Annotated in this window: 21 protein-coding genes; 10 read left to right on the forward strand and 11 right to left on the reverse strand. The window is 69.1% G+C overall.

Annotation, left to right across the window (positions count from 1 at the left end; translation table 11 throughout):
- The first annotated feature begins 160 nt into the window (after positions 1–160).
- Complete coding sequence (locus ASE12_RS06015; protein WP_056398208.1) at positions 161–1,381, forward strand: DivIVA domain-containing protein; 1,221 nt, start codon at positions 161–163, stop codon at positions 1,379–1,381.
- Here ASE12_RS06015 and ASE12_RS06020 read toward each other — a convergent pair whose 3' ends face one another.
- From ASE12_RS06020 to ASE12_RS06035, 4 genes are all read right to left on the reverse strand, one after another.
- Positions 1,382–2,164, reverse strand: coding sequence for an alpha/beta hydrolase (locus ASE12_RS06020; RefSeq protein ID WP_056398212.1), 783 nt, complete (start codon positions 2,162–2,164; stop codon positions 1,382–1,384).
- 7 nt (positions 2,165–2,171) lie between these two features.
- Complete coding sequence (locus ASE12_RS06025; RefSeq protein WP_056398215.1) at positions 2,172–2,441, reverse strand: hypothetical protein; 270 nt, start codon at positions 2,439–2,441, stop codon at positions 2,172–2,174.
- Between the two features lie 215 nt (positions 2,442–2,656).
- Complete coding sequence (locus tag ASE12_RS06030) at positions 2,657–2,998, reverse strand: hypothetical protein (protein ID WP_056398218.1); 342 nt, start codon at positions 2,996–2,998, stop codon at positions 2,657–2,659.
- 108 nt (positions 2,999–3,106) lie between these two features.
- On the reverse strand, positions 3,107–4,300 hold the full coding sequence (locus ASE12_RS06035) for a 3-hydroxyacyl-CoA dehydrogenase family protein (protein ID WP_056398220.1): 1,194 nt from the start codon (positions 4,298–4,300) through the stop codon (positions 3,107–3,109).
- An 82-nt stretch (positions 4,301–4,382) separates the two neighbouring features.
- Here ASE12_RS06035 and ASE12_RS06040 point away from each other — a divergent pair, with 82 nt between their 5' ends.
- Both ASE12_RS06040 and nucS read left to right on the forward strand, forming a co-directional pair.
- On the forward strand, positions 4,383–4,766 hold the full coding sequence (locus ASE12_RS06040) for a hypothetical protein (protein ID WP_056398222.1): 384 nt from the start codon (positions 4,383–4,385) through the stop codon (positions 4,764–4,766).
- Positions 4,763–5,440: an endonuclease NucS gene (nucS, locus tag ASE12_RS06045; protein WP_056398224.1), complete on the forward strand. Its 678-nt coding sequence runs from the start codon at positions 4,763–4,765 to the stop codon at positions 5,438–5,440. Before ASE12_RS06040 ends, nucS begins: the two co-directional genes overlap by 4 nt.
- 63 nt (positions 5,441–5,503) lie before the next feature.
- Here the strand turns inward: nucS and ASE12_RS06050 are convergent, their stop codons facing one another.
- On the reverse strand, positions 5,504–5,914 hold the full coding sequence (locus ASE12_RS06050; RefSeq protein WP_200954972.1) for an SSI family serine proteinase inhibitor: 411 nt from the start codon (positions 5,912–5,914) through the stop codon (positions 5,504–5,506).
- Positions 5,907–6,431, reverse strand: coding sequence for a ferritin (locus ASE12_RS06055; protein WP_056398227.1), 525 nt, complete (start codon positions 6,429–6,431; stop codon positions 5,907–5,909). The genes ASE12_RS06050 and ASE12_RS06055 overlap by 8 nt, the downstream gene beginning before the upstream one ends.
- 62 nt (positions 6,432–6,493) lie before the next feature.
- Between ASE12_RS06055 and ASE12_RS20330 the strand changes: the two genes are divergently transcribed.
- The 6 genes from ASE12_RS20330 to ASE12_RS06080 all read left to right on the forward strand — a co-directional run bounded on the left by ASE12_RS20330 (position 6,494) and on the right by ASE12_RS06080 (position 12,702).
- Positions 6,494–6,661, forward strand: a complete 168-nt coding sequence (locus ASE12_RS20330; protein ID WP_200954973.1) for a hypothetical protein — start codon at positions 6,494–6,496, stop codon at positions 6,659–6,661.
- A 112-nt stretch (positions 6,662–6,773) separates the two neighbouring features.
- A complete protein-coding gene (locus tag ASE12_RS06060; protein ID WP_056398230.1) occupies positions 6,774–7,925 on the forward strand; it encodes a sensor histidine kinase in 1,152 nt (383 codons plus the stop codon).
- Positions 7,922–8,584, forward strand: coding sequence for a response regulator transcription factor (locus tag ASE12_RS06065; RefSeq protein WP_056398233.1), 663 nt, complete (start codon positions 7,922–7,924; stop codon positions 8,582–8,584). Before ASE12_RS06060 ends, ASE12_RS06065 begins: the two co-directional genes overlap by 4 nt.
- Before the next feature lie 114 nt (positions 8,585–8,698).
- Positions 8,699–9,454, forward strand: coding sequence for an ABC transporter ATP-binding protein (locus tag ASE12_RS06070; RefSeq protein WP_056398236.1), 756 nt, complete (start codon positions 8,699–8,701; stop codon positions 9,452–9,454).
- A 3-nt stretch (positions 9,455–9,457) separates the two neighbouring features.
- Positions 9,458–11,881, forward strand: a complete 2,424-nt coding sequence (locus ASE12_RS06075; protein ID WP_056398239.1) for an ABC transporter permease — start codon at positions 9,458–9,460, stop codon at positions 11,879–11,881.
- A gap of 44 nt (positions 11,882–11,925) precedes the next feature.
- Positions 11,926–12,702, forward strand: coding sequence for an isocitrate lyase/phosphoenolpyruvate mutase family protein (locus ASE12_RS06080; protein ID WP_056398241.1), 777 nt, complete (start codon positions 11,926–11,928; stop codon positions 12,700–12,702).
- A 24-nt stretch (positions 12,703–12,726) separates the two neighbouring features.
- Here the strand turns inward: ASE12_RS06080 and ASE12_RS06085 are convergent, their stop codons facing one another.
- A complete protein-coding gene (locus tag ASE12_RS06085) occupies positions 12,727–14,709 on the reverse strand; it encodes a protein meaA (RefSeq protein ID WP_082582112.1) in 1,983 nt (660 codons plus the stop codon).
- Positions 14,710–14,780: 71 nt separating this feature from the next.
- Here ASE12_RS06085 and ASE12_RS06090 point away from each other — a divergent pair, with 71 nt between their 5' ends.
- On the forward strand, positions 14,781–15,365 hold the full coding sequence (locus ASE12_RS06090; protein WP_056398247.1) for a cob(I)yrinic acid a,c-diamide adenosyltransferase: 585 nt from the start codon (positions 14,781–14,783) through the stop codon (positions 15,363–15,365).
- A gap of 281 nt (positions 15,366–15,646) precedes the next feature.
- Here the strand turns inward: ASE12_RS06090 and ASE12_RS06095 are convergent, their stop codons facing one another.
- The 4 genes from ASE12_RS06095 to ASE12_RS06110 are packed head-to-tail and all read right to left on the reverse strand — an operon-like array spanning position 15,647 to position 18,897.
- Positions 15,647–16,093 (reverse strand): DUF2550 domain-containing protein, encoded by a 447-nt coding sequence (locus ASE12_RS06095; RefSeq protein ID WP_082582113.1) that lies wholly within the window; start codon positions 16,091–16,093, stop codon positions 15,647–15,649.
- Between the two features lie 19 nt (positions 16,094–16,112).
- The gene (locus ASE12_RS06100) at positions 16,113–16,490 is read right to left on the reverse strand and encodes a F0F1 ATP synthase subunit epsilon (protein ID WP_056398250.1); all 378 of its coding nucleotides are present in this window, start codon (positions 16,488–16,490) and stop codon (positions 16,113–16,115) included.
- Positions 16,490–17,959: a F0F1 ATP synthase subunit beta gene (gene atpD / locus ASE12_RS06105; RefSeq protein WP_200954974.1), complete on the reverse strand. Its 1,470-nt coding sequence runs from the start codon at positions 17,957–17,959 to the stop codon at positions 16,490–16,492. Before atpD ends, ASE12_RS06100 begins: the two co-directional genes overlap by 1 nt.
- 5 nt (positions 17,960–17,964) lie before the next feature.
- On the reverse strand, positions 17,965–18,897 hold the full coding sequence (locus tag ASE12_RS06110) for a F0F1 ATP synthase subunit gamma (RefSeq protein ID WP_056398253.1): 933 nt from the start codon (positions 18,895–18,897) through the stop codon (positions 17,965–17,967).
- Positions 18,898–18,899: the final 2 nt, after the last annotated feature.

Raw genomic sequence — 18,899 nt, forward strand, 5'->3', positions numbered from 1 at the left:
CCCTCGGAACTCACCGGCACTGTCGCGGCATCTGACACTCTCGCCGCGCGGACTCCCCAGGGGCATCGATACGGCCGACAACGGCCGTGTCGGTGCCCCTTTCCGGCGGGTATGGTGGACCCACACCTGACAACCCCTCTCTTTCACGAATGGGAACAGCATGTCCGACCAGTCCGGATTGTCCATCTTCGACGCCGCCGAGAAGTCCGGCGACGCTTCCTTCCCGCTCGCCCGCCGCGGCGGCTACGACAGTGACGCCGTCGACGCCTGGGTCCGCACGCAGTCAGCCGAGTTCCAGAAGGCCGCCGACAGCCTCAAGGCCGTCCAGGCCGAGAACGAGAACCTCCGCGACCTGATCGAGAAGCTCAAGGACCGCGTCGAGGCCGTCGAGAAGCCGACCTACACCGGCCTCGGCAACCACGCCGCCCAGCTCCTCGGGCTCGCCGAGCAGGAGGCCGAGGACGTACGCAACCGCGCCGTGCGCGAGGCCGACGAGCTCGTCAAGAAGGCCGAGGAGGAGGCGGCGATCGTGCGCGCCACCGCCAACCACGAGGCCGAGGAGATGCGCGGCCGCGCCGTCATCGAGCTCGAGGAGAAGCGCAAGCAGCTCCTCGAGGACGCCGAGGCGATGCACGCCGACGCGATCGCCCACACCGAGGACCTGCGCGCCCACGCCGAGCGCGAGGCCGCCCAGGTCAAGCTCGCCGCCGAGCAGGACGCCCAGAACATGCGTCTCGGTGCGACCCGCGAAGTCGAGCAGGCCCGCGCCGCAGCCGACCGCGAGGTCACCGAGGCCCGCCGCGTGCTCGCCGTCGAGAAGGAGCGCCTCGCGCGCGAAGCCTCCGAGAACCACGCATCGGCGACCGAGCAGACCGCAAAGCTCGTCAAGGACGCCGAGACCCGCGCCAAGGCCGCCGACGACCGGGCCCGCGACATCATGGACCAGGCCGCCAAGGCTCGCGACGCCGCGAGCGCCGAGGCCGCTCGCCTGCTCGACAACGCCAAGGCCGAGGCCTCGCAGCTCGTCTCCGGCGCCAGCGCCGAGGCCCAGCACATCCGGGTCAGCGCGACGACCGACGCCGAGCGTCAGACCCGCGTCCTGCGGGCCGAGGTCGAGGAGCTGCAGCGCAAGCGCGACGGCATCATGGCGCAGATGGGTCAGCTGCGCGACATCGTCTCGACGTTCGCGCCGACCAGCGTCAAGGAAGGCGCGCCCAAGGACAAGGCCGAGGACAAGCCGGCTCCCGAGGCAGCGCCCGACGAGCCCGCAGCCGAGCAGCCCAAGGCGGAGCAGCCCAAGGCGGAGGCACCTGCGGAGGCCAAGGCCGACGAGCCCGCGGAGGCCGACGCCGAGGAAGCCGTCGAGGAGAAGACGAGCTAGCTAGCGCGGCACGTCCTTGAACGCCGCGACCGTGCGGTCGCGGTAGGCCGAGGAGTCGGCGCGCTCCATCGGGCCGTCCCAGGTGTCCGGCAACGGCACCGGGACGCCCGGCGCGAGCTTGCGCGTGATCTCGTCGAGCGCACGCTCGGAGTCACCGACCCACAGGTGCTTGGCACCGTCGACCGCGATGACCTCGGCCTGCGGGATCGCGGCGAAACGCTCGCGCGCCTCGGGCGGCTGCAGGTAGTCGTCGTGCTCCGGCACCAGAGCGGTGACGGGCTTGCCGGAGTCGGCCCAGGCCGCGAGGTGCTCAGGCGTCGAGAAGCGCAGCGGCGGCGACAGCAGGACGGCGCCTTCGACGGCCGGCTCGAGGCCGTACATCAACGCCAGGTCCGTGCCGAACGACCAGCCGACGAGCCACAGGTGCGGCAGGTCCGCGAACTCGGCGTACTCGACAGCGGCGGCGACGTCGAAGCGTTCACCGACGGCGTTGTCGAACGCTCCCCCGCTGGTGCCCTGCACGCTGGACGTGCCGCGGGTGTTGAAGCGCAGCACCGCGATGCCGGCCAGCGCAGGCAGCCGGTAGGACGCCTTGCGGAACAGGTGGCTGTCCATCATGCCGCCATGCGTCGGCAGCGGGTGCAGGCAGATCATCGTCGCGACCGGCTCGCGGTCGGGCGGCAGGGCCAGCTCGCCCACGAGGCTCAGGCCGTCTGCCGTCTCCAGCGTGATCTGTTCACGACGGGCGGGCAGCACGGAGTTGCCGCGGATCTTCTCGGTCATGGGGTCCTCAGTGCTTCCTGGCCCAGCAGGCGGTGTGCCAGTGCCGGCGCTCATCGATGGCCGCCTCGCTGAGCAGCGCCTTCTGGACCGGCCAGGCCACGACGTGCGGCGTCGCTGGGCGGATCAGCCGGGCACAGCCGGGGCAGCGATAGTCCTTGGCTGCCCCCGAGCCGCGGAGCTGTCGTACGTACCAGGAGCCGTCGGCCTTGTCCTCGACCTGCTCGGTCGTCGTCCGCAGCGGCGGGTGCGCACGGTGGGCGACGCGGCGACGGGACATGCCTCCAGTCTACGGAGGAGGTCCCGCCGACAGGGGCGCCGGTTAAGCGAGCGGGGCGCAGGTGGCGGGCTGGCAAGGCATGGGGGTCCCCCCACGAGCTCTGCGAGTAGGGGGCGGAGGGAGGCGCACCGGGGTTGTGCGGCGACCGACGACAACGCCGTCAGGACGCTGCATGCGGCTCGCGAGTCAGGCGACGCTCTCTGTCGGCGGGAGCTCTAGGTGCAGTAGCGACGGATCGAGCCTTCGCTGGCGCTCGAGGCCTTGATGGCCTCGTCGAACGTCAGCACCGAGACCTCGTTGCGCCCGCGCTGGAACAGCACCACGTCGGTGAGCGTGGGCTTGGGGCTGCAGGTGAGCCCCGCGGACTCCTGCGCCGACACCGCGACCGACAGCGCCGTCTGGGCGCTCTTGCTGTCCAAGGTCAGCGACGTCGACGTGCCGTAGCGGCTCGAGAACGACGAGAGCGCGACGTAGCCGACGAGTAGGCCGACAGCGCACACGATCGCCGCCCGGCGCACGGTGCGTGCGGCGACGAACACGAGCGACGTGCTGATCATCGGTGCTCCTGTCCATACCCTCTGGACAGAGCAACGAGGTGATCACGCCATGGTTATCGGCACGGCGGGAAAAAGAACTTTGCCCGGAATGCCGTAACTTTTGGCTGCTCAGTACGTGTGGAAGCCCGCCCCGGTCTTGCGGCCGAGCTTTCCGTCGGCGACCAGCTTCTGCAGGGTCGGCGCGGGCAGCCAGCCGGCGTGGCCGAACGTGCTGACCAACGTCTCCTGGATCGCGAGCGACACGTCGTTGCCGACCACGTCGAGCAGCTCGAACGGGCCCATCGGCAGCTTGGTCGCCTTCATGGCGTCGTCGATCTCGGTCAGCGAGCCGCCGTCGGCCTCGTGCAGCTTGATGGCGTCGTTGAGATAGGGGAACAGCAACGCGTTGACGATGAAGCCGGCACGGTCGCCGCACGACACCGGGTGCTTGCCGGTCGACAGGCAGAGCGCCCGGACGGTCTCGGCAACCTCAGGGGTGGTCTCGTCGGCGGTCACGACCTCGACGAGCTTCATGACGGGTGCGGGGTTGAAGAAGTGCATGCCGATGACGTCCTGAGGGCGCGACGTCACCGCAGCGCACGCGGTGATCGACAGCGACGATGTGGTCGTCGCCAGGATCGCGCCCGGCTTGGCGATGCGGTCGAGGTCGCGGAACAGCTCGAGCTTCACCTCGAGGTCCTCGGCGATCGCCTCGACGATGATGTCGGCGCCCGCGAGGGCCTCCCGCTCCGTCGATCCGCTGAGCCGGCCGAGCACGGCCGACTTGCCGTCCTCGTCGAGCTTGCCGCGCGAGATCGCCTTGTCGAGGCTCTTGGTGATGCGCGCCTGGACGCCGTCGAGCTTGTCGGCGCTGCGGCCGACGTAGACGACGTCGTAGCCGGCCTTGGCGAAGACCTCGACGATGCCGGACGCCATCGTGCCGGTGCCGACGACGCCGACCGTTTCGATGTCGTGGCGCAGCTGCGGAGAGTCGGCCTCGTCGTCGCCGACGGCCTGGGCGAACGTCGTGCTGTCGGCAGCCATCTGGGTCAGGATGCTCACGGGCTGGTGCAGCTCGTCGCCGGTCTCGGCGTAGAGCTTCTCCAGGCCGGTCGCCACGGTCTGCGGACCGAGCGCGTCGATCAGCGCCAGCGGGCCGATCGGGTAGCCGCAGCCGAAGCGCATCGCGGCGTCGATGTCGTCGTGGGTGGCGTAGCCGCTCTCGTACATCGTGGCCGCGTGGTTGAGGTAGGGCAGCAGCAATGTGCGCGCGATGTCGGCGGCGGTGTCGCTCGCGCCCAGTCTCTCGACGATTTCCTGCATGGCTACTCCTGAGTAATAAGCGGGTCGTGTCAGACTAACCTGACCGTGCCGCTGGCTCCATGGGAGAACGATGAATCGACGTATGACGATGGTTACAGCCATCGTGGGCCTCGCTCTGCTAGGGCTCGGGGCCTGTGGCACGAGCGACGAACCGGCTGACAAGCCGACGCCGACCGAGACCACGACGAGCAGCAGCCCGTCCGCTCCGACCTCGGACCCGACCGAGGAGCCGGCGTCAGGTCTCACCGGCGACTGGCACGACGTCGACGCCAAGTGGGTCGTGCACTTCCACGACGACGGCACGTACGTCGAGGACTTCGAGGGCGTCAAGGACTTCCGTGTCGGCACCTACGACATCGACGGCGCGACGGTCTCGCTGATCGGCGACGACGGCAACACCGACAAGGGAACGATCGAGGGCGACACCCTCGTGTTCAAGCTCGGCACGCTGACGAGGATGAGTTGAGGATCGTCATCGCGCGGTGCCAGGTCGACTACGCCGGCCGGCTCGCCGCGCACCTCCCACTCGCCACCCGCCTGATCATGGTCAAGAACGACGGATCGGTGCTGATCCACTCCGACGGCGGCTCCTACAAGCCGCTCAACTGGATGAGCCCACCGTGCACGCTGCGCGAGGGCCTCGCAGACGACGGGGTCACCGAGTGGACCGTCACGGCCGGCAAGACCGACGACACGCTGCGCATCCGCATCGAGGAGGTCCTGCACGACTCGGCGCACGAGCTCGGCGTCGACCCGGGCCTGCAGAAGGACGGCGTCGAGAAGCACCTCCAGGAGCTGCTGGCGGAGCACACCACGGCGCTCGGACCCGGCATGAGCCTCGTACGCCGGGAGTACATGACCGCGATCGGTCCCGTCGACCTGCTGTGCAAGGACGCCGCCAACGGCTCCGTCGCGGTCGAGATCAAGCGTCGCGGCGACATCGACGGTGTCGAGCAGCTGACCCGTTACCTCGAGCTCATGAACCGTGACCCGTCGCTGCGGCCCGTGCGCGGCATCTTCGCAGCTCAGGAGATCAAGCCGCAGGCGCGCACGCTCGCCACCGATCGCGGCATCGAGTGCGTCGTCGTCAACTACGACGAATTGCGTGGCATCGACGACCCGTCATTGCGACTGTTCTAGGCGGGACCGGAGAATCTGCTTTTGTCCGGTTATGGGCGGACAAGACCAGATTCGCGAGTCGGCTCACTGCAGGGGGACGTTGAAGAACGTCGTGCCGAGCTGCTCCCAGCGGTCGACCTCGCACCCGTTCGTACGTGTGAAGGTCGCATCGACCTTGTCACCCTCGTAGGTGCCCGTGACCGTCGCCGTCTGCGGGCCGCCGTAGAGCTCGGTGCACACCTGGTCCTTGGGGACCGGCTCGAAGACCTCGGCGCCGGCGGCATCGAGGGCTGCGCACGCCTCGGCCGGCTGCGGATGGTTGCCGCCCGGCGGGTCGCACGTCAGCGTGTAGGTCTCGGGGTCCGCGCCCTTGTCGGACACCAGGATGATCTTGAGCGCGGTGCCCGAGGACGACGCGTCGCTCCCGGCATCCTTGCCGCACGCCGAGAGCGCCGCCGCGAGGACGGCGACGACAACGAGGAAGGTCCTAGGCACCGGCGATCGGCGGGGCCGTGGGATCGCTCTCGGGGCTCGGCTCCTCGCGGGCGACCCAGTCCTCGATGCGCTCGTAGTCGTCCTTGGACCGCGTGACGACAGCCAGCAGGTCGCTCATCTTGGAGACCTCTTCGACCTGCTCCTTGATGAACCACTGCATGAACTGGTCGGAGGCGAAGTCATTGTTGTCACGGGCGATCCGGGTCAGCTCGTTGATCTGCTCCGTGACGCGCTTCTCCTGTGCGAGCGCCGCGGCGACCGGCTCGACGACGTCGGTGAAGTCGACCTTGGGGGCCTCGAGCGCGGGGATCACCGGCGTCTCGTCGGCGTCGAGGAGGTACTGGACCATCATCATCGCGTGGTCGCGTTCCTCGAGGGCCTGCTGGTAGAACAACGCCGCCATCTGCGGCATCGTCAGCGCGTCGTAATAGGTCGCGATCGCGACGTACTGCTGGTGCGCGCCGAACTCGTACCCGAGCTGCTCGTTGAGCTTTGCGACGAATGCTGGTGCTGCCATGTGTCCCGTGTCCCACTCTCTCGTCTTAGGCGAGGCTCACCTCACACTGATATCCTAGGCCCGTGCCCCCGACACCCAAGAAGAAGTGCTGCAGCAGCAAGCCTGCCTGCAAGCGGTGTCCCATCCGCATGATGAAGAAGGGCACCCTCCCCGAGGGCTACACCGTCAAGAAGCGCAAGCTCGTCAAGGTCAAGAAGAAGGACAGGACCAAGCACAAGATCGCCGCCTGAGCGGTAGCCCGAGCCTAGGGCAACCACGCAGGGGCGACCACGAAGGTGTGGCTGCCCAAAGTCATCCCTCGGTCGGACGTCCGGCGGCGCGCGGCTCACTAGGGTGAGACCCATGCGTGAGCGATCCGACCTGTGGCGCCGCATCGACACGCTGTGGCAGGACGTCGGGCTCACCGGCATGGTGCTGTTCATCCCACTCGCCTCGTACGTGTTCACCGGCACCGCCCAGCAGCTCCTCGACATCGCGCTGATCCTGCCCCTGGTGCTGCGCCGGCGGGCTCCGGTGCTGACCTTCACGGTCATCTGCCTCCTGCTCCTGGCGCAGGCCGTGGCGTTCGACACGCCTCGTTACGGCGACGTCGCCCTCCTGATCGCCCTGCACGCCGTCGCCGCGTACGGTCCGACGTGGGCGGTCCGTGCGTCGCTGGCCACCGGCATCCTCGGCGCTGCGGTCGCGGGCGCACGGTGGTCGCCCTCGATCACGGACGTCGCCCAGGTCATCAGCTACTTCGTGCCCTTGTCGGCGCTGGTGCTGGCCGCCTGGATGCTGGGCTACCTGGCGCGCACCCGTCGGGCGTACGTCGCAGGGCTCGAGGAGCGGGCCGAGCAGCTCGAGCGTGACGCGGCACAACAGGCCCAGATCGCGACCGCCGCCGAGCGCGCCCGCATCGCCCGAGAAATGCACGACGTCGTGGCCCACAGCCTGTCGGTCATGGTGGTCCAGGCCGACGGGGCCTTGTACGCCGCCGAGAAGCGGCCCGAGGTCGCGGTCGAGACGCTGCGGACGATCTCGGAGACCGGCCGCTCGTCGCTGACCGAGATGAGGAAGCTGCTCGGCATCCTCCGTGACGACGACGGCGAGACTCCCTTGGCACCGGTACCGGGCGCGACCGACATCCACGGCCTCGTCGAGGGGCTGCGGGCGAGCGGCCTGGTCATCGAGCTCGACGTGCTCGGCGACCTCGGCCGGCTCGACGCGGCCACCGGCCTGACGGTCTACCGGATCGTGCAGGAGGCGCTCACCAACACCCTCAAGCACGCAGGTCCGGGCGTCACGGCCTCGGTCGACCTGCGGGTCACCCAGGACTCCGTGCGCATCCAGGTCGACGACGACGGGCGCGGCGGCACGGCTGCCGACGACGGCCAGGGGCACGGGATCCTCGGCATCCGCGAGCGCATCGCCGTCCACGCCGGCGAGGTCGAGGCCGGGCCGCGTCCCGGCGGCGGCTTCCGGGTCAAGGCCGTCGTCCCGGTGGCAACATGATCCGGGTGTTCCTGGTCGACGACCAGCAGCTCGTACGAGCCGGGTTCCGCATGTTGATCGAGTCGCAGGACGACATGACGGTCGTCGGCGAGGCCGGCAACGGCGCGGAGGCGGTCGAGCTCCTCTCCGTCACCGCGGCCGACATCGTGCTGATGGACGTCCGCATGCCGCGGATGGACGGGGTCGAGGCCACCCGCGTGCTGGCCGCGAGGTCCGACCAGCCACGCGTCGTGGTGCTCACGACGTTCGACCTCGACGAGTACGTCTACAACGCGCTGCGCGCCGGTGCCTCGGCATTCCTGCTCAAGGACGCCCAGCCGGAGACCCTCCTCGGCGCGATCCGCGACGTCCACGGCGGTGACGCGGTCGTGGCACCGAGCGTCACGCGACGCATGCTGGAGCGCTTCCTCGATGCCTCCGACGCGCCGGACCCGGACGACGACGACCGGCTGGCCGCCCTCACCGCCCGCGAGCGCGAGGTGCTCGAGCTGATCGCGCGTGGCCGGTCGAACACCGAGATCGCGACCGGGCTCTACCTCGCCGAGGCGACCGTCAAGACCCACGTCGGGCGCATCCTCGCCAAGACCGGGTCCCGCGACCGCGTCCAGCTCGTGGTGCTGGGATACGAGTCCGGTCTGGTCAGTCCCGGCGCCCCCTGACGTACGACTCCGGTATGACCCGACGTCGGCAGGTCCCGTCCGCGGACTGACGATTCGCGGTCCGCCGATTCCTAGCGTGGTGAGCACACCCGGACGACCACCACAGGAGCAGGCATGACGGTCCTCGACCCACCCACCACGATCCCCGCGATCGCCGCACGCGCGGCCGGGCTCACCAAGACGTACGGCAGCGGCGAGGCACAGGTGCACGCGCTCGCCGGCGTGGACCTGACGATCGAGACGGCGAAGTTCACCGCGATCATGGGACCCTCGGGCTCCGGCAAGTCGACGCTGATGCACTGCCTCGCCGGCCTCGACCAGGCCACCTCCGGCGAGGTGCAGGTCGGCGACCTGATGCTGACCTCGCTGTCCGACAACGAGCTGACCCGCTTCCGCCGCCGGCACGTCGGCTTCGTGTTCCAGGCCTTCAACCTGCTGCCGATGCTGACCGCCAAGCAGAACATCCTGCTGCCGCTGGACCTCGCCGGCACGGACCCGGACTGGACCTGGTTCGACGAGCTCATCGAGGTGCTGGGACTCGGCGAGCGACTCGGCCACCGGCCCAGCCAGCTGTCCGGCGGCCAGCAGCAGCGCGTCGCGATCGCCCGCGCGCTCATGAGCCGGCCGACGATCGTGTTCGCCGACGAGCCCACCGGCAACCTCGACAGCCGCTCGAGCGCCGAGGTGCTGGGCTTCCTGCGCCGTTCGGTGCGCGAGCTCGGGCAGACGACCGTGATGGTCACGCACGAGCCGAGCGCCGCGGCGTACGCCGACCGGGTCGTGCTGATCGCCGACGGCCGCGTCGCGACCCAGATCGACAACCCGACGCAGGACAGCATCCTTGATGCCCTCCGCCGGATCGGAGGCTGAGCCGTGCGACACGTCGTCCTCGCCTCGATGGGCACGTACGCCCGCCGCTACGTCGCGGCGCTCGTCGCCGTCCTCATCGCCACGGCCTTCATCGTCGCGATCAACACCTTGAGCTCGGCCGCCCGCGAGGGCGCCAACGAGACCGTCGGCAGGCAGTACCGCGGCGCGGACGTTGCCGCGACCGACGCCACCGGCCCACGCCAGTACGCCGAGCTGCGCACCCGTGCGCTGGCAGACCCGGACGTGACCGCCGCCGCGGTCAACTGGCGCGGCTGGACCGACGTGACCCTGTCGCGCGGCCCCCAGATGGTGTCGCTCGGCAGCGTGGCGACGGATCGCCACCTGCGCTGGCAGGAGACGCGTACGGGTCGCCTGCCCACCGCCAACGGCGAGATCGCCATCTCGTCGTCATGGGCGCGGCGCCACCACGTCCGACCAGGTGACTCGGTGCGGATGGACGTCGGCGCCACGTCCCGGACGTTCACGGTGACCGGCATCGTCGACGACCAGGACGGCCCGCTGCGGTCGGTCCTCTACCTGCCCGAGCGCACCTTCCCCGGCCTCGGGGACATCGGTGAGCAGATCGACGAGGTGTTCGCCGTCTCCGGCGATCCCGCCGCCGTCGCCTCGCGGCTCGATCGCGTCACCAGCGGCGTCAAGATCGGCACCGCCGACGCGTACGAGCGCACGCTCCGCCTTCGGGCGACGAACGGCATCGACATCTTCCAGAAGCTCATCCTCGTGTTCGCCGCCATCTCGCTGTTCGTGGGGGCTCTGGTCATCGCCAACACGTTCACGATCCTGCTGGCCCAGCGCGCCCGAGACCTGGCGTTGCTGCGCTGCGTCGGTGCCGTACGCGCCCAGGTCGCCAGGTCGGTCGTCGCCGAAGGACTCGTGATCGGCGCCATCGGTGCCGCGCTCGGCGTGGTGACCGGATTCGTCATCGCCGTAGGGGGCAAGGCGGCGATCGGCCACTGGTCACCGTCGACGCCCATGGGTGGGGCCACGCTCACCGTGGGCGCGGTGCTGCTGCCGGTGCTGCTCGGCATCGCCGTGACGGTCGCCGCGTCGTACGTGCCCGCCCGGCGAGCCGGCCGGCAGTCCCCCCTGGCCGCGCTCCAGCCGCAGGAGGCGGTCCACGTTCGCACGAAGGCCGGCGCATTGCGCCTCGTCACTGCAGCCGGTTTCCTGCTGATCGGCACCGCCGGACTCCTGCTCGGCCTGCAGAGCCAGCTGCTCGCGGGGCTGGTCGGCGGGATGTTCTCGTTCGTCGGCGTGCTGCTGCTGACGCCCGTTCTCGTGCCTGCCGCGATACGCATGGCCGGCCCGCTCGCTCGTCGAGCCGGAGTGCCCGGACGCCTCGCTCACGGCAACTCGATGCGCAACCCACGGCGTACGGCGGCCACGTCCACCGCGCTGCTGATCGGCGTCACCCTGATCACCTCGGTGGTGGTGGGCTCGGCGTCGATCTCCCGCAAGGTCAACACCTCGTTGGACAGCAACCACCCGGTCGACCTCATCGCAGAGTCGACGAAGGGCTCGCTGCCACAGGGCCTCGCCGCCAAGCTCTCCGCCGTCGACGGGGTGAGCCGCGCGATCGAGCTGCCCGGCATCGATGCGCGGGTCGGCGACGAGACGATGACGGTCCTCGGCGCCGACCGGGCCGCACGTGCTCTCGTGCGCGGCGGCGCGCTGCCGGACCTCGGCCCGAACGACGTCATGATCTCGGGCGGCACGGGCAACGTGGCCTCAGGCGACACGATCACCATCACGGCCGGCCACGCGATGCGGGAGCTCAACGTCCGGTACGCCGCCGGACTCGGCGACGCCGCGATCGTCAGCCGGGCGACGCTCGAGTCGCTGGGCGGGACGGCGTCGCCTCGAGCGGCCTGGGTACGTGCCACCGACGGCGCCGACTCGAGCGCCGTCACGTCCGATGTCGCCTCGATCGCGAAGGCGTCGGACCTCGACCTCACGGGCGGCCTGCCGGAGCGCGCCGACATCCTCAAGCTGCTGGCGATCGTGCTCGCCGTCACCGTGGGGTTCCTGGCGATCGCCGTGCTGATCGCCCTGATCGGGGTCAGCAACACGCTGAGCCTCTCGGTGCTCGAACGCGTACGGGAGAATTCGCTGCTGCGCGCCATGGGGCTGGAGCGATCGGGCCTGCGGGCCATGCTGGCGATCGAGTCGCTCCTGATGGCGGGCGTGGCGGCCGTGCTCGGCATCGGGCTCGGCACCCTCTATGCGTGGTTCGGCGTCAAGACGCTCGCGGACGGCATCTTCGGCTCGGCGCCGGATCTCACGGTGCCGTGGACCCAGATCGGGCTGATCTTCCTGGTCGCCGCCGCGGCCGGGTTGCTCGCCTGCGTGCTGCCGGCGCGACAGGCCGCACGGATCGCTCCGGCGGCCGGTCTGGTCGCCGACTGATTCCCGCCGGAGGCGAGGAGGGACCGGGTCGTACGGTTGTCGTCATGACCGAACTCGCAAACCAGGCCCAGACCCTCCTCGCCCTCCACACGGACCCCCAGCTGCTCAAGGTCGTCAACGTGTGGGACGCCATCAGTGCCCGTGTCGTCTCCGAGGTCGAGGGCGTCACGGCCCTCGCCACGGCGAGCCACTCGATCGCCGCGGCATACGGATACGCCGACGGTGAGAACATCCCCGTCGAGCTCATGATCGAGGCCGTCGGCGGCATCGTCGCGGCCACCGACCTGCCCGTCACCGCAGACCTCGAGGCCGGATACGGCAACCCCCGCGAGACCACCAAGCGGGCCATCGGTGTCGGCGTCGTCGGCTGCAACCTCGAGGACCAGATGAAGCCGATCAGCGAGGCCGTCAACGCCGTCGAGGCCGTGCTCGACGCGGCGCAGCAGGAAGGCATCGACTTCGTGCTCAACGCACGCACGGATGCGTTCCTCAAGGCCGGTGACAAGCCGCACGACGAGGTGCTCGCGGACGCCATCGAGCGTGGCCGGGCCTATCTCGCCACCGGCGCGCCCGTGGTGTTCGTGCCCGGCAAGGTGTCCGAGGACGACATCAAGGCGTTCGTCGACGCGTGGGGACCGCAGAAGCTGACCCTGATCGGCGCGCCCGGCTCGGTGCCGTTGGCCCGCATGGAGGAGCTCGGCGTCGCCCGGGTCTCGTTCGGGCCGTTCAGCCAGTCCGTCGCCCTCATGGCGCTGCAGGACCTCACGGCCGACATCGTCGCCGGTGGCGGGCTCCCGGCCGACTTCCGCGTCCTGAACTGACGCGGCGCCGCATCGTCGGCGAGGTCAGCTCAGGTCGTTGGCCTTGCGGATCTCGTCGACGATGCGGTCCATGATCGCGGTCATGCCGAAGTCCTTGGGCGTGAACACCGCGGCCACACCGGCGGCCTCCATCTTGCGCGCGTCGGACTCGGGGATGATGCCGCCGACGATCAGGGGCACGTCGCCGATGCCGGACTCGGCCATGGCCTTCTGCACGTCGGGCACGAGCTCCATGTGCGAACCGGACAGGATCGACAGCCCGATGCAGTGCACGTCCTCGGCGACCGCAGCGGCGACGATCTGGGCCGGCGTCAGGCGGATGCCCTGGTAGATGACCTCGAAACCGGCGTCACGCGCACGTACGGCGATCTGCTCGGCGCCGTTGGAGTGCCCGTCGAGACCGGGCTTGCCGACGAGCAGGCGCAGACGAGTGCCGAGCTCCTCCCCCGTGCTGCGCACCTTCTCGCGTACGGCCGACAGCTCCGCACCCGCCTCGGCGACGCTGCCCGAACCGCTGACGCCGGTGGGCGCGCGGTACTCGCCGAACACCTCGCGCAGGGCGCCGGCCCACTCGCCGACCGTGGCGCCGGCGCGCACGGCCTCGAGCGTGGCGTCCATGAGGTTGGTCTCGGACTTGGCCTCGCGCTGCAGCCGGTTGAGCGCCTCGTCGACGGCCGCCTGGTCACGCTGCTCCCGCCACGCCCTGACGTCGGCGATCGCGTTGGCCTCGGCCTCCGGATCCGCGGTCATGATCGCGGTGTCGAGGTCAGCGGTGAGCGGCGACGGCTCGGTCTCCGTGTAGGAGTTGACGCCGACGACCTTCATCTCACCGGCCTCGATGCGGGCGCGTCGTTCGGAGTGCGAGGCGACCATGGCCTGCTTCATGTAGCCGGACTCGACCGCGGCGACGGCACCACCCATGGCCTGGACGCGGTCGATCTCGGCCTTGGCGCCCTCGATCAGCTCGGCGACCTTGGCCTCGATCACGACCGAGCCCTCGAAGATGTCGTCGTACTCCAGCAGGTCGGACTCGAACGCGAGCACCTGCTGCAGGCGCAGCGACCACTGCTGGTCCCACGGCCGCGGCAGGCCGAGCGCTTCGTTCCAGGCCGGCAGCTGCACGGCGCGGGCGCGCGCGTCCTTGCTGAGCGTGACGCCGAGCATCTCGAGCACGATGCGCTGGACGTTGTTCTCCGGCTGCGCCTCGGTGAGTCCGAGGGAGTTGACCTGCACGCCGTAGCGGAAACGGCGCATCTTGGGGTCCTGGACGCCGTAGCGCTCGCGCGTGATCTCGTCCCAGAGGCGGCCGAAGGCGCGCATCTTGCAGGTCTCCTCGATGAACCGCACGCCGGCGTTGACGAAGAACGAGATGCGACCCACCACGTGCTCGAACTCGTCCTCGGGCACCTGCCCGGAGTCACGGACGGCGTCGAGCACCGCGATCGCGGTCGTCAGTGCGTACGCGAGCTCCTGCGTCGGCGTCGCACCGGCTTCCTGCAGGTGATAGCTGCAGATGTTGAGTGGGTTCCACTTGGGGATCTTCTTGACCGTGTAGGCGATCATGTCGGTCGTCAGGCGCAAGGACGGTGCGGGCCCGAAGACGTACGTGCCGCGGGACAGGTACTCCTTGATGATGTCGTTCTGGGTCGTGCCGGACAGCGCGGCGGGGTCGACACCCTGCTCCTCGGCGACCACCTGGTACATCGCGAGCAGCCACATCGCCGTCGCGTTGATCGTCATCGACGTGTTCATCTCGTCGAGCGGGATGTCGTGGAACAGCTGACGCATCGCGCCGAGGTGCGGGATCGGGACGCCGACCTTGCCGACCTCTCCCCTGCTCAGCTCGTGGTCGGGGTCGTAGCCGGTCTGGGTCGGCAGGTCGAACGCGACCGAGAGCCCGGTCTGCCCCTTGGCCAGGTTGAGGCGGTAGAGCGCGTTGGACTCCGCCGCCGAGCTGTGGCCGGCATACGTACGCATCACCCATGGCTTGTCTGGCATGTCGGTCAGGTTACCTCTCCGTAACCTTTGCGGTCACTGCCTCGCGAGGGCGTTCCTGCTCACACTCGTACGATGTGCACATGGTCAATCTGACGCGGATATACACGCGAACCGGCGACGATGGCACCACCAACCTCGGCGACATGAGCAAGACCAGCAAGCTCGACCTGCGGCTCGCCGCCTACGCCGACGTCGACGAGGCCAACGCCCAGATCGGCTTCGCGATCTCGCTCGGCACGCTCGACGAGGACGTCGTCGCTGTGCTGACGCACGTGCAGAACGACCTGTTCGACGTCGGCGCCGACCTGTCGTGTCCCGTGGTCCAGAACCCCGAGTACCCGCCGCTGCGCGTCGAGCCCGACTACATCGACCGGCTCGAGGGCTGGTGCGACCACTACAACGAGCAGCTGCCCAAGCTGCGGTCGTTCATCCTGCGGGGTGGCACGCCGGCGGCCGCGGCCGTGCACGTCGCCTGCACCGTGACCCGGCGCGCTGAGCGCTCGGCGTGGGCGGCGTTGCAGGAGCACGGCGACACCATGAACGTGCTGACCGCGAAGTACCTCAACCGGCTCAGCGACCTGTTGTTCATCCTCGGCCGCCACGCCAATCGCGAGGCCGGCGACATCCTCTGGAAGCCCGGTGGCGAGCGCGGCTCAACGGCCTGAGGGCATGCCAATGGCACCCACCGTCGTGGGTGCCATCAGAATCAGTCGGTCAGTCCCAGTCGATCGCGTACTGGACGACGTGCGATCCGGTGTGGCCACTGGCCGCGCTGGCAGCTGGGGCGACGCCCACCACTGCGAGGACTGTCACGAATGCTGCGGCTACTAGACGCTTGATCACAGTGCACCTGCTCCCTGGGGAAAACGGGAATCCGTTCCTTCGCTCGATTCTCTCCTGCCCCCACCGGGGCGTCAACCAGAACGAGTGAACCTGTACAGATGCCTCAGAGCACGTTGTTGACGCGTTGACCCGGCGGCGACGACTCCAGCCACGACAGCAGGCCGGTCAGCGCGTTGGCGCTCATGGCGAACTGGCGGACCCCCGCCGCGTTCTCAGTCGCGACGATCAGGTGGCCGGCGTGGATCGCGTGCACCTCGTGGCCGACCGGCTCGCGACGGCCCTCGATGTGCACGTCACCGCGGGTGAAGCGATAGGTCGGACGAGGCGACAGCGAGAACGTGCGGAACCACTCGAGCTCGGTGTCCCGGTAGACCGCGAGGCCGAGCATCCATCCCTTGGCCTGAGCCTCGGGCGCACGGTTGATGCTCATCTCGAACGTGCCGCCGGAGCGGGCCAGGATGCGGCGCCGCACCAGCAGCCCGACGATCAGCAGGACCAGCAGGGCGAAGACGAACACCAGGGAGTCCACGAACCACATCCACAGTGGCATCACGTACTCCCTCCGGTCGTCAGGACGCCTTGTCGATGAGGCGCAGCTTGGCCTCGGCACGCAGGACGGCGTCCTGGTCACCCTCGGACTGGGCGGCCTCGAGCTCGGCACGCGTCGCGCTCGCGTCGACCTCGGAGGCGAGGAACGCGTCCTCACTCAGGATAGACACGTGGTTGTCGGCCACGGAGAGGAATCCCTCCGCGACCGCAGCACGTACGACCTCGCCGTCCGGCGGCTTGATCTCGACGACACCCGGCACGAGCAGCGACAGCAGCGGCGCGTGACCGGAGAGCACGCCGAGGTCACCCTCGACCGTACGGGCGATGACCTGGCTCGCCTGCCCCGACCACACCACGCGGTCGGCGGCGACGAGCTCGATCTGCAAGAGGTCTGCCATCAGAGGCTCTTCTGGATTTCTTCCCACTTCTTGTCGACGTCTTCGAGACCGCCGCACATGAAGAAGGCCTGCTCAGCCACGTGGTCGTAGTCACCGTCACAGATCTTGGTGAAGCCGTCGATCGTCTCGTCGATGGAGACGGTCGAGCCCTCGATGCCGGTGAACTGCTTGGCCACGTAGGTGTTCTGGGACAGGAAGCGCTGGATGCGACGCGCACGGGACACGAGCGTCTTGTCCTCTTCGCTGAGCTCGTCGACACCGAGGATCGCGATGATGTCCTGGAGCTCCTTGTTGCGCTGCAGGATGCTCTTGACCCGGTTGGCGGTCGTGTAGTGAGCCTCGCTGATGTAGCGCGGGTCGAGGATGCGCGACGTCGAGGTCAGCGGGTCCACGGCCGGGTAGATGCCCATCGACGCGATCTCACGGTTGAGCTCGGTCGTCGCGTCGAGGTGGGCGAACGTGGTGGCCGGGGCCGGGTCGGTGTAGTCATCTGCGGGGACGTAGATGGCCTGCAGCGACGTGATCGAGTGACCGCGGGTCGAGGTGATGCGTTCCTGCAGAACGCCCATCTCGTCGGCCAGCGTCGGCTGGTAGCCCACCGCGGACGGCATGCGGCCGAGCAGCGTGGAGACCTCGGAGCCGGCCTGCGTGAAGCGGAAGATGTTGTCGATGAACAACAGCACGTCCTGGTTCTGGACGTCGCGGAAGTACTCGGCCATCGTCAGTGCCGACAGGGCCACGCGCAGACGCGCTCCGGGCGGCTCGTCCATCTGGCCGAAGACGAGGGCGGTCTGTCCGAGGACGCCGGCCTCCTCCATCTCGGCGATGAGGTCGTTGCCCTCACGCGTACGCTCACCGACTCCGGCGAACACCGACACACCACCGTGGTCGCGCGCGACTCGGGCGATCATCTCCTGGATCAGCACGGTCTTGCCGACACCGGCACCACCGAACAGGCCGATCTTGCCGCCGAGCACGTAGGGCGTCAGCAGGTCGATGACCTTGATGCCGGTCTGGAACATCTCGGTCTTGGACTCGAGCTGGTCGAAGGCAGGAGCCTTGGCGTGGATGCCACGGCGCTCCTTGACCTCCCACTTCTCGCCCTCCTTGAGGTTCATGACGTCGCCGGTGGTGTTGAACACCTTGCCGAGCGTCTGGTCACCGACGGGGACCGAGATCGGCCCGCCGGTGTTGGTGACCTTGGCGCCACGCACGATGCCGTCGGTCGGGCGCAGGCTGATCGCGCGGACCAGGCCGTCGCCGATGTGCAGGGCGACCTCGAGGGTCAGCGTCTCGGTGACGCCGTCCAGCACGGTGTCGACCGTCAGCGCGTTGTACATCTCGGGGATCGCGTCGCTCGGGAACTCGATGTCGAGCACCGGGCCGATGACGCGAGCAACCCGGCCGTCGGCCAGCTTCTGGTCCGACTTCTCAGTCGTGGTCTCTGCGGTCTTCTTGGCGGTTGGCATCTCTCTCACTCACTCCCAGCATTGGCGTCGGCAAGCGCGTTGGCGCCGCCCACGATCTCGCTGATCTCCTGGGTAATACCCGCCTGGCGGGCCTGGTTGGCGGTTCGGGTGTACTTCTGGATCAGGTCTTCGGCGTTGTCCGTGGCGGACTTCATCGCCTTCTGCCGTGATGCGAGCTCCGAGGCGGAGGCCTGCAGCAGGCAGTAGTAGATCCGGCTGTGGATGTACTTCGGCAGCAGCGCGTCGAGCACCTCGTGCGCCGAGGGCTCGAACTCGTAGAGCGGCAGGACCTCGTGCTCGGTCGGCGCCTCGGTGCCCTCGACGACCTCCAGCGGAAGCAGCCGGATGACGTCGGGCTCCTGCACCAGCATCGACTTGAAGCGGGTGAACACCACGTGGAGCTCGTCGACCGCGCGCTCGGGGTCAACGGCCTCCTCGTTGCTCTCGTCGAGGTTGAAGGTCCTGACGAGGGTGTTGCCGATCGTACGGGCGTGCGAGTACTCCGGCTTGTCGGAGAACCCCGTCCACGACTCGACGAACTCGCGGTTGCGGAAGTTGTAGTAGGCCTCCGCCTTGCGACCCGAGAGGTAGAGGTCGACGTCCTTGCCCTCGCCACGCAGCTTCTCGACGAGGCGCTCGGCCTCCTTGAGCACCGAGGACGAGTAGGCACCCGCGAGCCCGCGATCGCTGGCGATCACCAGGATCGCCGCCTTCGTCGGGTTCTCCTTCTCGGTCGTCAACGGGTGGTCGACGTTGGAGAAGGTCGCGACTGCAGAGACGGCGCGGGTCAGCTCGCGGGCGTACGGCGCTGCCGCCGCCGCCTTCTGCTGCGCCTTGATGATGCGCGACGCAGCGATCAGCTCCATGGCGCGCGTGATCTTCTTGGTCGCCTGTGTCGACCTGATCTTCGCGCGAAGCTCGCGTACGGACGCTGCCATCG

The sequence above is a fragment of the Aeromicrobium sp. Root236 genome, from assembly GCF_001428805.1.
Taxonomy (GTDB): Bacteria; Actinomycetota; Actinomycetes; order Propionibacteriales; family Nocardioidaceae; genus Aeromicrobium.

Coding starts and splice junctions, on each gene's coding strand:
- atpD (WP_200954974.1), bottom strand. CDS start 17,959: ATGCCAACCGCCAAGAAGACCGCAGAGACCACGACTGAGAAGTCGGAC.
- ASE12_RS06070 (WP_056398236.1), top strand. CDS start 8,699: ATGACGGTCCTCGACCCACCCACCACGATCCCCGCGATCGCCGCACGC.
- ASE12_RS06020 (WP_056398212.1), bottom strand. CDS start 2,164: ATGACCGAGAAGATCCGCGGCAACTCCGTGCTGCCCGCCCGTCGTGAA.
- ASE12_RS06095 (WP_082582113.1), bottom strand. CDS start 16,093: ATGCCACTGTGGATGTGGTTCGTGGACTCCCTGGTGTTCGTCTTCGCC.
- ASE12_RS06090 (WP_056398247.1), top strand. CDS start 14,781: ATGGTCAATCTGACGCGGATATACACGCGAACCGGCGACGATGGCACC.
- ASE12_RS06100 (WP_056398250.1), bottom strand. CDS start 16,490: ATGGCAGACCTCTTGCAGATCGAGCTCGTCGCCGCCGACCGCGTGGTG.
- ASE12_RS06040 (WP_056398222.1), top strand. CDS start 4,383: ATGACGATGGTTACAGCCATCGTGGGCCTCGCTCTGCTAGGGCTCGGG.
- ASE12_RS06080 (WP_056398241.1), top strand. CDS start 11,926: ATGACCGAACTCGCAAACCAGGCCCAGACCCTCCTCGCCCTCCACACG.
- ASE12_RS06110 (WP_056398253.1), bottom strand. CDS start 18,897: ATGGCAGCGTCCGTACGCGAGCTTCGCGCGAAGATCAGGTCGACACAG.
- ASE12_RS06030 (WP_056398218.1), bottom strand. CDS start 2,998: ATGATCAGCACGTCGCTCGTGTTCGTCGCCGCACGCACCGTGCGCCGG.
- ASE12_RS06015 (WP_056398208.1), top strand. CDS start 161: ATGTCCGACCAGTCCGGATTGTCCATCTTCGACGCCGCCGAGAAGTCC.
- ASE12_RS06060 (WP_056398230.1), top strand. CDS start 6,774: ATGCGTGAGCGATCCGACCTGTGGCGCCGCATCGACACGCTGTGGCAG.
- ASE12_RS06065 (WP_056398233.1), top strand. CDS start 7,922: ATGATCCGGGTGTTCCTGGTCGACGACCAGCAGCTCGTACGAGCCGGG.
- ASE12_RS06025 (WP_056398215.1), bottom strand. CDS start 2,441: ATGTCCCGTCGCCGCGTCGCCCACCGTGCGCACCCGCCGCTGCGGACG.
- ASE12_RS06055 (WP_056398227.1), bottom strand. CDS start 6,431: ATGGCAGCACCAGCATTCGTCGCAAAGCTCAACGAGCAGCTCGGGTAC.
- ASE12_RS06035 (WP_056398220.1), bottom strand. CDS start 4,300: ATGCAGGAAATCGTCGAGAGACTGGGCGCGAGCGACACCGCCGCCGAC.